Annotated in this window: 8 protein-coding genes; 4 read left to right on the top strand and 4 right to left on the bottom strand. The window is 33.4% G+C overall.

The annotated features are described in order from the left end of the window. Positions 1 to 33 precede the first annotated feature (33 nt). Both KCTC52924_RS14335 and KCTC52924_RS14330 read right to left on the bottom strand, forming a co-directional pair. The gene (locus KCTC52924_RS14335) at positions 34 to 1,962 is read right to left on the bottom strand and encodes a nucleoside-diphosphate sugar epimerase/dehydratase (protein WP_251806752.1); all 1,929 of its coding nucleotides are present in this window, start codon (positions 1,960 to 1,962) and stop codon (positions 34 to 36) included. A gap of 507 nt (positions 1,963 to 2,469) precedes the next feature. Further along, a complete protein-coding gene (locus KCTC52924_RS14330) occupies positions 2,470 to 2,871 on the bottom strand; it encodes a DDE-type integrase/transposase/recombinase (RefSeq protein ID WP_353057473.1) in 402 nt (133 codons plus the stop codon). A 331-nt stretch (positions 2,872 to 3,202) separates the two neighbouring features. On the opposite strand from KCTC52924_RS14330, the gene KCTC52924_RS14325 reads away from it, so the two are divergent. Further along, the gene (locus tag KCTC52924_RS14325; protein ID WP_251806751.1) at positions 3,203 to 3,370 is read left to right on the top strand and encodes a hypothetical protein; all 168 of its coding nucleotides are present in this window, start codon (positions 3,203 to 3,205) and stop codon (positions 3,368 to 3,370) included. A 235-nt stretch (positions 3,371 to 3,605) separates the two neighbouring features. On the opposite strand, the gene KCTC52924_RS14320 is transcribed toward KCTC52924_RS14325, so the two are convergent. Then, positions 3,606 to 4,685: an acyltransferase gene (locus KCTC52924_RS14320; RefSeq protein ID WP_251806750.1), complete on the bottom strand. Its 1,080-nt coding sequence runs from the start codon at positions 4,683 to 4,685 to the stop codon at positions 3,606 to 3,608. A 1,040-nt stretch (positions 4,686 to 5,725) separates the two neighbouring features. Here KCTC52924_RS14320 and KCTC52924_RS14315 point away from each other — a divergent pair. Next, positions 5,726 to 7,393, top strand: a complete 1,668-nt coding sequence (locus KCTC52924_RS14315) for an Ig-like domain-containing protein (protein WP_251806749.1) — start codon at positions 5,726 to 5,728, stop codon at positions 7,391 to 7,393. 992 nt (positions 7,394 to 8,385) lie between these two features. Further along, on the top strand, positions 8,386 to 10,365 hold the full coding sequence (locus tag KCTC52924_RS14310) for an Ig-like domain-containing protein (RefSeq protein WP_251806748.1): 1,980 nt from the start codon (positions 8,386 to 8,388) through the stop codon (positions 10,363 to 10,365). 598 nt (positions 10,366 to 10,963) lie between these two features. On the opposite strand, the gene KCTC52924_RS14305 is transcribed toward KCTC52924_RS14310, so the two are convergent. After that, entirely contained in the window at positions 10,964 to 11,908 is a 945-nt protein-coding gene (locus KCTC52924_RS14305) for a glycosyltransferase family 2 protein (RefSeq protein ID WP_251806747.1), read from the bottom strand. Positions 11,909 to 12,245: 337 nt separating this feature from the next. Between KCTC52924_RS14305 and KCTC52924_RS14300 the strand changes: the two genes are divergently transcribed. Continuing rightward, the gene (locus KCTC52924_RS14300) at positions 12,246 to 13,268 is read left to right on the top strand and encodes an NAD-dependent epimerase (RefSeq protein WP_251806746.1); all 1,023 of its coding nucleotides are present in this window, start codon (positions 12,246 to 12,248) and stop codon (positions 13,266 to 13,268) included. Positions 13,269 to 13,480 lie beyond the last annotated feature (212 nt).

Genomic DNA, 13,480 nt, shown 5'->3' with positions numbered 1-13,480 from the left:
AGCCAATAATTTAATTTGTAATAATAGTGATATTTATGATTGTAAGACTTCAGGGGTAGTTTTGATATTATCAACAAACTTTTTATCCAATTTACACAATTCCGAATTGTTTGAAATATATTCTGGAACAATAATTTTCATTAATCTAATGGTATTTTCATTAAAGAACATATTTGAAACACACAATTCGTTTATTTTAGACCTTGTCTCTTCATAAAGCAATTCCCTAGATTTACTGATCATAATTTTCTTGTGGTAGGTAGGCATGGTATTCTCTCCATTGGCCAATAGCTCTTCGTACAACTTTTCACCAGGTCGAAGACCTGTTATCTTTATATCAATATCTTCTGGATATTTTAATCCGGACAGTTTAATCATATTTTTGGCAAGGTCAAAAATCTTAACAGATTTACCCATATCAAAAATAAATATTTCCCCTCCTTGCCCCATTCCTCCGGCCTCTAAAACCAATTGCGCTGCTTCAGGAATGGTCATAAAATAACGAGTGATATCCTTATGGGTTACCGTTAGTGGCCCACCTTTCTCTATTTGCTTTTTAAAGAGTGGGATTACGGACCCGTTAGAACCTAAAACATTCCCAAATCTGGTGGTGATAAACTTGGTTTTTTGGTATTGCTGTGCACAAGCAATATACATCTCTGCAATTCTTTTGGTGGCTCCCATCACATTGGTGGGGTTTACCGCCTTATCCGTAGAAACAAAGATAAACTTGTCCACATTATTATCAATGGAAAGATCTACGATAACCTTGGTCCCAGCAATATTAATTTTAATGGCTTCGTAAGAATTGTATTCCATTAATGGCACATGCTTATAGGCCGCAGCATGGAAGACCATATTGGGCCTAAATTCCTGAAAGATAGAGGACATTCTATTCTTGTCCCTAATGTCCCCTACCATGGGAATAAAATTATGAAACCCATTTTGTTTTAACTCTTGTTCCAAATCATATAAGTCAGATTCCGCTTGATCAATAACGATTAAAGACCGATATTCACAATTTGCAATTTGTCTTACCAACTCACTACCAATAGAACCAGCCCCTCCAGTCACCAAGATCACTTTATCTTTTAGCTCGTTCGCAATTCTCTTGTTTTGGATATCAATTGGGGCTCTATCCAATAAATCCTCAATCTGAATCTGTTTAATTTGAGATATTCTAAGCTCCCCATTAATCCAATGCTCTATAGGAGGAACAATTTTTACCTGCACCGGGAAATCAACTAATTCCTCTACCAATTCCCTCAGATGATTATGGTCTATATTTTGAATGGAGACAATAATTTCACTTATTACATGAGACTTTATAAAATTCATGGTTAAGACTTCCGGGCCATAAACCCTGACTCCATTTATATTCTTTCCTACCTTTTCCTTATCATTATCAATATAGCCTACAACCTTTGATGTACTACTAGAATGGCTACTAAGTGCGTTTTGGGTAAGGATGCCCGACTCTCCCGCTCCATAAATAAGCACGTTTTTGCTCACTTTAAATTGTTTCATCAAGTTATAGTAGACGGTTTTAAAGATATAACGCGACGCACACAAAGCCATAAAGGCCAATAAACTGTGTATAATAATAATGGATAAGGGTACGGTGAATTTTTCCATATAATCTACCTCCCTATTCAAAACAACCATAAATATGGTTATAATACTGGTAAGGCAAATTGCATTAAATATATTGTACACATCCCTTACCCCTGTATGTCTAATTACTCCTTTATAAGAGCCGGTAATCAAAAAAGACAGCAAGCCTATTACCATTATTATAGGTAATTGCAATAACAACATATCAATTTCGAAATCGAGGGTAAGATTAAACCTTATAATATAGGAAAACACAAAAGTAATAGCAATCATCATCAAATCAATCGCCAATACAATCCACTTAGAAGTATATTTATGTACCTTATTGGTTAAGTAATTTTGTATCATTTGGTTGCTGAATTTTAATTTAAAATAGTTTAACATGACAAAAGCGAGGAACCTTTACAAATAACTTAAAACATAGAAATTCTCCACTGGCATCAACCTATGTTTTATAATGGTAGAAATACAATATTCCTATTCTTTGCTCGATACTGGTATAAAAATAATTTCCCATTTCACCCTCTCTTGCAGTATAAAAATAGAGGTAATTTTGGACGATTGCTTTGGAAACACTCATATTTCGGCAAACTCTCAAAAAATCGGATGAATATCATTATAACAATAATTAAACGATACAGCAGTGTCATATTTTTTAGATTGAGGAAACTATAATAATTGTTCGAGTTATATAGTTATACATAAACTAATCCCCATCCTTAAGACAATATATATGCATTTCTTTGTTGATGATTATGCTATTTTTTTAGTGTTATAAATTTAATCTGGCGGCACTTTTCCTATTTCGATATGCCTCCTTTTGGTGTTGTAGAACTCAATGCACTCCCTTATCATTTAATAGAGATCTAGCCCATCGTTTGAAGGATTCGGATATAGCTTTTCATATTTGATCGACTTCCAGAAACGTTCGATATATATGTTGTCCAAGGCCCTTCCTTTACCATCCATTGAAACTTGTAAGTAGTGTTCTTTGAGTAAATCGATATTATGGGTACTGGTGCATGGAGACCTCAAATCGGAGTTGTGCACCTCTGGAGCCCCGTATTCGGAAATAGTATCCTGTAATAGCTCTTTGTTCATTGAATTTGAAATACTCCAATTAAAGATTGTTCTACTATATACATCAATGATTGCACTCCAATACATAAAGTCATGAAACATAGGGAAATAAGTCATGTCGGTCTGCCATAGCTGATTAAAATACTCTGTTTTAGGTCCTTTAGTAGATAAGGGAATTTATAGCTTTTAGGGTCTATAAATGGTATGTAATCCCATAACCTATACTACAATGGACATTCCAACCTCGGTTGTGGATGTCAATACCAATGTATAACATAGGTGTGGCAGTAATTTGAGAGTTCATATCTTTAATTTTTAGTTCATTTTAAAGATACTCGACTTACTGCTTTTTCATGGATGCTAAAAAATTTATAGAAACTAAAGTAACTGCAATGAAAGTGTTGGGTTTTAACCTAAAACGCGACAATAAAATGTCATCATTAACTAAAACTTTATATCTACAATTTCTAATGGCTCTTCAGTAGCGAAGAATTTACTACCCAATTTATTGAGCAAGGCAGTAATTGCTCTGGGCATAGGCCTCGATATCGAATCCAGAAGAAAACTTGGAGTAATTTACAATCCAGACATTGCACAGGGACGTGATAAGATGACAGACAAGACGGATTTAGGCAAGATTTACAAAACCACCAAAACGGGATTTAAATATCGTTAGCAATTGCGTATCTTCGGTACTTGGACTAGTGTTCTTTTTTAAAAGCATTATGTGAGAGTTTCACCTTTAATATACCAAACATCAGTTTTTTATTCCAATTTTCACCCCCTTATTTTAGTGAAGTTTAACACTGTATGATTTTTTGTGGTGTATTAATAAATTCTGAATTGATGTAGAATTTTAATTTCCGACTTGTTCATGAAATTTTATTTGGGTGGAGCTGTATAGTTGCTTGTTATTTAAGTAGAGACAAAGCTTTTTTTGAAGAAGTGCTGCTTTTTATTGTTAACTTATCAACTTGATCTATTTGGATTAAGGTCATTACAACTCCAAATATCAATAAAAAACAAGTGTTTATCAGGAACTTGCCAAAACTTCCAAAAATTTCAGGACTTATTAAACGTCCCACTAAGAATTCCCATAAATAATAAGCGAAGATGTGCCACAAATAAATCCAAAGGGAATTGGTAGAAAGCCATATAATTATTTTATTTTTTTTAGGTTCTGTGAGTCTAATACACTTCATTACAAAAAAATAAATTAAGTTTATAAAGAAAAAAGCGTATGAGAGATAGTATAAAGTAGGAGGGTATTTGTAACCTTGTGTTGGTATAAATATCCCGAATTCATTATACTTTTGAAATGCTAAAAGCATAAATATAATAAAAGAAGTAACAATAATAATAGCAATATTTCTATTACTTAAAGTATGTAATCTAAGACCATAAAAGAAAAGAGCTGAATAGGGGATAATAATTAAAAAAAATTGAGAAATAAGATCTTTTAAACCATCTGGAATGCTATGAAAAAAATAATACATAGAAATTTCATAAAATAAATAAAGTATAATTAGTGAGACGAAATACTTTAGGTTACTAATTTTTGAATAACTTATTTTAAGACCAAAGGGAGTTATTAATGCTAAAATAATATAAACTTTAAAAATCCAAACAAAACCAATTCCGTGATATAAATTATAGGAATTAAATATTCGCATTGTAGAAAATGGATAATCTTTTTGAATAATTAATGAAGCAATCCAAAAGAACAAGAAAAAAAATGTTAGAAATACCCACAGAGGAATAATTAGCCTTTTCAATCGTTTTTTGAAAAATTCTCTTTTGTTAATCGATCTGTTTTTATATATAAAGGAATATGTCAAGGCCGATCCCAAAATAAGTAGTGGGGTGCCAAAATTTCTTAGTTGAAAAAGCCAGCTTGGAGGGCTGGAGTGAGCTATCATAATAATGAGAACCCCACTAAATCGAATTAAATCAAGTTTTATATTTCTTTCCTTTTTTATTGTATTATGCATTCTAATTTATATTATTTCCGGCAATATTTCCATTTTTGAGGGTAATACCTGTTATCTTAAGGTGCTAAAATAATCGAATGAATTAAATAGCATTACAAGAATAGTTTACGCTTTAATTAATTTGGTTTAAACCAAAATAAATCATTTTGCGAAGGTTTCAACCGAGAAAGATTGTGTGGATTGTTGAATAAAAAAATATCCAACGATAAAAGACATGTAATATTCGATTAGCATCCAATATAGAGGATATTCACGAGTTTCTTGACAATTTATATTCTAAAGAGAACAGTTGATAAACCTACTATCCATTAAACATCTACATTTAATATACTTATCCTGTAATCTCAATCTACCCATAACATCAATCGAACCCTTTATCAGCCACAACTTACTCTAGATCAACACGCGAGATAAAAGTAAAAGCTAGTTAGCTATTATTTAAAAGAACAATAAATAAAGGATTCAACACCAATAGTGAGATAAGTTCTTACGTATTCCTAACCTATTTTCCGAATATCGATAAAAGACAGAAAGCTGGTGAAACTAGCCATGTATTTGATATTTTAATATATCAAGATATTAACTTCTTCCTAGCGGAATATTAGTTAATCGAGCAAGATATTAACTTCTTCCTAGCGGAATATTAGTTAATCGAGTGAAAATGAAGAATGAATTCTTTATATACGTATTATGGAGCTCTTTGGATGTCCTTTTTTTGGTAGCTCGACAAATATCTATGCATTTCATCGATAATAATCATAAATTAATGTTAAACCAATGCCTTTGAAAATCCATCTTTAACTTCCATGCGTATAAAGTCTGTATTCGAAGATTAACTGGATCAAATCCAAAATTGACGCGATTACATTATTTAATCTAAAAAAACAATTAATGCTATTTCAAACAAGCGAAAAGTATTTTATTTTTATTAAAAAGTGCATTTCATCGAAAAATAAAGCATATTAACGTGCCTTATTTAGAAAACAAATAATATTGCATCGCTCAAGACGTTATAGTATTGCCCTAATTTTAATTTACTTATGAAAAATTACCCCAAGAATCTCCTTCAACTTACCCTAGTTGCTGTTGTCTTCATTTTAAGTTATTCCTGTAGTAAGGATTCCGATCTTTTAGCAGAATATGTTGTAGAAAACCCCAATGCCATCCTGGCAAATTCAGAGGTTACTACTCTGGCTAACATCCCTATTGTGATTAAACCCCTGAAAAATGAAGCAGCTGAAGCCCCTGAAAATGTGATCATCACCCAGGTTACTCCCCCAACCATGGGTACCGCTGTGGTAAACGAGGACAACACCATTACCTACACTCCCGATACCGATAAAACGGGGACAGACGAATTTGATTACACCGCAAGTGTCACTAATCCAGATAATTCAGCAACGACAGAAACTGGTAAGGTAACGGTAACGGTAACTGAGGAAAACAATCCAACTCCCCCTACCCAACCTTCTGTAACCACGGACATGGGCGAATTAAAAGCGTTTCCAGGAGCCGAAGGTTTTGGTAAGAATGCTACTGGTGGTAGAGGTGGTAAGGTTATATATGTTACAAACCTAAAAGCATCTGGCTCTGGTAGCTTACGAGAAGCTTTAGAAGCTAGTGGCGCTAGAACCATTGTTTTCAGAGTAGGTGGAACCATAGATATGCAGGGAGGAATAATTAACATTGGTAATCCAGATCTAACTATTGCAGGAGAAACAGCTCCTGGTGATGGCATATTGATAAGAGAAGGTACTATAGCCGTGAGCACAAGTAACGTTATCATAAGGCATATTCGTTTCAGGGGTTCTGCAAACGGTGATGATGCCTTAAGGATAAAAGGTGGTGGATCATTATATTCGTTCAACCTGAATAATATTATAGTAGACCAATGTTCATTTTCATGGTCTAGTGATGAAAATATATCAGTAGTAAACGCTAAAAATGTAACTATTCAAAATTCGATTTTGGCACTTGCTGACAAAAACGTTTTAACTTGGTCTAATAAAGATCTTTCCGTTATAAATAATATAATGGCCTTAACAGCAACAAGAAACATCACCAACAATCAACAATTAGGATCCTACCTACTGTATGAACAAATCAATAACTTGGTCTATGGGTTCAATTGGGGCGTAGGACATGGTGTTGGATTAATGGGAACCATCGAAAATAATATTTTTGAGGATTCCAATGACTTTAACTCTACCACGGACTATGCCATATCCTTTACTGATATTAATCCCAGTTATTACAATTCGAGCAATCCTGCAAACATGACCTATGTATACGCTGAAGGAAACACAGCTGATAATTCATTTAGAGGTGTTTACGATTCCAACAAGAATAACAATGATTATAGAAAAAATTCTCCATTGTACAGAAGCACCTATTCTCCCAAGCCTGTAACCGGCCTAAAGGAGGAATTAATAAAAAATGCGGGAGCATTTCCATGGAATCGGGATAGTGTTGATAAAGGAGTAATTGCACATATCAAGGCTAAGACAGGTACTATTTCACGATCCGGAACATTCCCATCTTTAAAAGGCGGTACTCCCTATATTGACGCTGATGGCGACGGTATGGACGATAACTGGGAACTTGCCAACAATTTAGATCCAAAAGATGGAAGTGATGGACAGAAAGATAGAAATGGTGATGGATACACCAATTTAGAAGAATTCTTATATTCTTTGACCCAAAAATAAAACTTTAAAATAAAGGAAAATTAACAAGGGCTATTATAGTATTCCTACTTAATTTATCGCATTAAAAAATCCCGAAAGTAATTTTCGGGATTTTTTATATTCATGAATTAGGTATTAAGAAACACTGATTTGAAGGCTGTTTCCAATATATCTTGTTACAGCTGACCTATATCTCAATGCCACTCAGTACAATTATTGGTCCAGCCAAATAAAATCCTGATAGATCCTCGTTAAGAGTTAAAAATAGAGAATGGCTCAAAAGAATAATGCATTGCATTCTAAAAGCCTCTGTATAGATATTGTCTCCGTTTAGCGATAAGTACAAGCTAAAGTCCAATTTATCCTTTCCAGGAATAAGAGAATCTAATTACCATTATCTATCCAACCAAGTGATATAATTTATTCTAATATCCATTAAGAATACCGCCTTTTTACCTTAAAAACATAGAAAGCTTTAGCATCCAGAATGTTTAGCCTAATAAAACTCATAATTAAAGTAAAACCTGTTTAGTTAAAAAGTTATAAAGTGCGTGGGAAACATTACTAGACTGGAAACCAACATCTCTATGAAAATAAAGCCTAGCGTATAATAGTGTTGCTACACTATATTTTAAACTCAATACTTTCAAGTTAGCCAAACCCACTACTCCATTAAAAATTTCTTTCAAAACATGCACCGGTTGACATATTTATCAAATTTAAAAAGTAATTAATTCGGTAACATTTAATATGTCGAAGTTTTGATGAACCCATATTCAGGTTTATTAGGTGACATATTCTCACTGATAAATAACTTATTTCTTAAAAAAGGGTGTATTTCATCGAATAACGGGATACTAAACATCCAACATAAAAAAGCAAACGTAAAACCACTATTACCACTACAAAAAGGCAGTTTGTCGAAGTTATTAATCATTTTGTCGATAATGTAGTTAAAATAAAAATTAGTATAAACCCCAAATGATTATCATTTAATTTAAAGTCTTACACTTATGAAAATTACCCCCTCGAATCTAATTCAATGGACCCTGTCATGTTTTGTCCTATTTTTAAGTATATCCTGCAACAAGGATTCAGATCTGTTGGCAGAATATGTTGTGGAAGAAAATCAAATAAGCAATGAACCAAATGAAGTAATTCTCGATTTAGAAAATGCAGTATTTACTACCGAAGAAGATCAACCTGTATCCTTCAACTTCCTATATAACAAATCTAGTAAAAGGATAGAAAGAAGAAGATATAAGCGTAGTTCAAAACCTAGATATGGTGAAATCATCATCAAAGAAGACAGTATAGCAATATACACTCCCTCGAACGACTATAATGGTTCGGATGAAATCGAAATTACATTAGAAGTCACCAATGAAGACGATACCACCTCTGAGGTAGTTGTATCGGTTGATGTCACTGTAGAGCCTGTAACGGATGTAGTAGAAGATATCGTAGAAGTTACTTCCGAAGAGCCTGTGATTATAGAACCCCTAAAAAACGACACCTTTAAAGAAGAAAGTGAAGTAACAATAACCGAGGTGAGTGTACCATCCAAAGGTACCGCTGTAATAAATGGGGATAATACTATTACCTATACTCCTAATACGGACAATACCTCAGAAGTAAACCCTGAAACGGAAACTCCCAAGGAGGATACCTTTACATACACCACCTCAGTCACCAATCCAGATAATACTGTGACGGAAGAAACGGGCACAGTGAAGGTTACTGATAAAACCACAACATCAACCGAACCTACGGATATGGGCGAATTAAAAGCGTTTCCCGGAGCCGAAGGTTTTGGTAAGAATACTACTGGTGGTAGAGGTGGTAAGGTTATATACGTTACAAACCTAAAGGCATCTGGTTCTGGTAGCTTACGGGAAGCTTTAGAAGCTAGTGGTGCTAGAACCATTGTTTTCAGAGTTGGTGGAACCATAGATATGCAGGGGGGAATAATTAACATTGATAACCCAAATCTTACTATTGCAGGGGAATCAGCTCCAGGTGATGGCATATTGATAAGAGAAGGCACTTTAGCCGTGAGCACAAGTAACGTCATCATAAGGCATATTCGTTTCAGGGGTTCTGCAAACGGTGATGATGCCTTAAGGATAAAAGGTGGTGGATCATTATATTCGTTCAACCTGAATAATATTATAGTGGACCAATGTTCATTTTCATGGTCTAGTGATGAAAATATATCAGTAGTAAATGCTAAAAACGTAACCATACAAAATTCAATCTTAACAGGAGCTGATAAAAACATTTTAACATGGTCAAATAAAGATCTTTCTGTAATTAATAATATTCTAGCATTAAGTAGGAGTAGGAACCTTGAATGTAACCAACAATTAGGAACTTACCTTGTTTTTGAGGAAATCAATAATTTAGTATATGGTTTTGATTGGGCGTTTGGAATGGGGTTAGGATTGATGGCGACCATTGAAAATAATATTTTTGAATCTTCCAATAGCTTCAACCCAGCTACTGATTATCCTATCTCTTATACAGGTATTAATCCATCTTACACATCAACAAGTAACACTGCGGATAAGACCTATGTATATGCGGAAGGTAACTCAATAGATCTTGCGTTTGTAGGTGTATACAATCCATCAGGAAATTCATGGAGGAAAAACACACCATTATATAGAAGTACTTATTCACCTAAACCTATAGCCGGCTTAAAAGAAGGATTGTTGGCAAATGCTGGGGCATTTCCTTGGAAAAGAGACAGCGTTGATAAAAGCCTAATAACCAACATCAAAGCAAAGACTGGCACCCTTTCATTTTCCGGAACATTCCCTACCTTATCCAATGGAACACCATATCCTGATAGTGATGGTGATGGCTTAGATGACAACTGGGAACTTGTCAATAATTTGGATTCAAAGGATGATAGCGACGGACAAAAAGATAGGAATGGGGATGGATATACTAATTTAGAAGAATTCCTATATTCCTTGACCCAAAAATAAAACCTTAAAACGGAAGGAAAATAAATAGAAATTAACTAGGGCTACTATCGTATTCCAATTTAATTTAAATACACTAAAAAATCCCGAAAGTAATTTTCGGGTTTTTTTATATTCATGAAATTTCTAATGAAGAAACACTGGTAAGTATAATGGCAGTTTCCAAAAGATCTCGTTACAACCTCTCCAATCCTCCTCCTATTCGAATATAGTCCTAACCCTATTAAACACTGGTAATAGGAAATTCATTTACACAAAAAACGAAGCACTAGCTACATCCTTTTACTTCCAAAATAAAAAATATTATGTTGACCCAATCTATAGATTTTAATATTCTTAGAGTATTTCAACAATCATACTGGTGAAAAATAAAGTTGGTTACAAAAATATTTGGCCCATAAAACACCACAAACAACCAATAAAAGAATGTAGGAATACTATAAACTAGAGTTCCATATTCTCAAAATTATCTAATAAAGATTCCTTTAAGCACTACAATAGTAAAATCAGTATACAATAATTATAAGTATAAAGCGCTTCTCACTAAACAACAAAGAATACAGACCCAATAGGGTTGCTAAAAGATTTTTCAAAACTTTTTTTATAAATACTTTTTAATAGGCCATACCAATAGAAAAATCATCTTTATAAGGATAGGATCTATAGAGGCTAAATAGTTGTTTAAATCATAATCTAAAAAATTAGCACTTTTTAAAATGGCATATGTTCTTTTTAAAAAATGCATTGGGGCTTTTAAAAAATAGTCACTATAAAAATAATTAATGAATAGTAAGCCATGAAGTGCCATCCCTAATGCTTTTTTATCATATTTTAGGGATGTTAGGCTGTTAGTATTGTCAACATGATATATTCGCAGAATATCCGAACAGTATTTCGTAATATATCCTTGTTTGGCAAATACTAACCAAATAATACCTTCTGGAATTAAACCTTTTCCTATGATAAAATCATCTATCTGTATACTTTTCAACAACCTGGTTTTTACAAATCCCCATTTTTCAAACGATAAATCATGCAGAACCGAACTTTCAAAAGAATTACTAAAAAAGGGATCTTCAGGCAAGGGCTTTCCTATTAATTCTCCAAACTGACTCTTACACCTACTGGTAACTCCACTTATCTTAATTTTTAAATCCTCTGGAATATCTTCATAACGTTCATTAAAAATACCTAAAGCTTCTGGGATACATTCATCGTCTGCGTCATGGGTTAAAAAAAAATCTCCCTTTGCCAATTTGATGGCTTGAATAAACACGCCCATCTTATTCACATTTGTTTTATTTTTTATATAAGTGCACCTAAAATTTAGGTGCCTTATTCTTTGCGATATCACATGATGACTATTATCCGTAGAGCCGTCGTTAATCACTATTATTTCAAAATCCCTGAATATTTGATTTTCTAAAGAATCGAATACCTTACCAATCGTGTTCTCGGCATTGTAAACAGGAATAAAAACAGTGAACCTAAATTCATGACTTTCCTTTTTAACAAGTTCAAACGTTGGAAGATAATCTTTAAGCATGTTGAATATTTTTGAAGTATTAAACTACTCCCCTTCCTTAAGACAGTATAAATGTATTTCTTTGTTGATTATGATGCTATTTTTTTAGTGTTATAAATTTGATCTGGTGGCACTTTTCCTATTTCGGTATGCCTTCTTTTGGCATTGTAGAACTCGATGTACTAACATATAATTTGATTTAAGTAAATGTACGAAAATTAATAAAGTATAAGTTTAGTTAGTTAAACCGTTAATTATACCTGCAACAATCGATTTCTTGAAAAATATACAAACTGCTTTATGAAATTGTCTTTAGGCATGGAAAATCTCCCGATATTTGTTGGTAAACATTTTAATTATGAAAGTATTAGTAACTGGGGCAGCCGGGTTTATTGGTTTCCATGTATCCAGGAAATTAATTCAAAGAGGACATGAGGTCATAGGATTGGACAATATTAATGACTATTATGATATAAACCTTAAATACGCCCGATTGCAAGAATTGGGCATCTCTAAAGAGGAGGCTAAACGTTTTAATAAAATATACACAAGCAAACTCCCTAACACCTTATTTAAATTTATCCGGCTCAATTTAGAAGATAGGGAAGCCCTTCCAACCTTGTTCAAAAATCAAAATTTTGATGTGGTTTGTAATCTAGCAGCCCAAGCAGGGGTACGTTACAGTTTGGAGAACCCAGAAACCTATATAGATAGTAATATTGTTGGTTTTCTTAACGTTTTGGAAAATTGCCGACACAACAATATTAACCATTTGGTATATGCAAGTAGTAGTAGCGTTTACGGATTAAACAAAAAAATTCCCTTTGAAACCAGTGATAATGTAGACCATCCCATTAGCCTATACGCAGCCAGTAAAAAAAGTAATGAGCTTATGGCGCATACCTATAGCCACCTTTACGATTTTGCTACTACAGGCTTGCGTTTTTTTACGGTCTATGGCCCATGGGGAAGACCAGATATGGCCATGTTCCTCTTTACCGACGCTATACTTCACAACAGACCGATCAAAGTATTCAATAACGGCCAAATGGAACGCGATTTTACCTATATAGATGATATTGTTGAGGGAGTTGTACGTATCGTTGAAAAAGATACCAAAGATCGACTTACAGAAAATGAGAATTATAAATTGTATAATATAGGAAACAATAATTCAGTGAAATTGCTCGATTTTATCGAAGCCATTGAAAACAAATTGCAAATCAAAGCAAAACGGGAAATGTTACCTATGCAGCCTGGAGACGTAGCTAAAACATGGGCTAATGTAGATGCTTTGAAAAGGGATTACCACTATAGCCCAAATACTTCTATTAAAGATGGAGTGTCCTCATATATAGAGTGGTATAAAGAATATTATTGAAATATGATCCATATAGTATTGCTTCAATTTCAGACTGAGTATCTATGCATATACCCTTTGGAATCTATATAAGTAATACTTAAATTCAAAAAGCACAGATTAAAGAGGAGTTACTATAATATAAAGCATTACGATCACTTTATAATCAGACAATTAATTTATCAATCTTAAATGCTAACATCACAAAATTCTACAATACCAAAAAATCTCTT

The sequence above is a fragment of the Arenibacter antarcticus genome (genome assembly GCF_041320605.1).
Classification (GTDB): Bacteria; Bacteroidota; Bacteroidia; order Flavobacteriales; family Flavobacteriaceae; genus Arenibacter; species Arenibacter antarcticus.
This window is presented reverse-complemented; position numbering and strand designations above follow the sequence as displayed.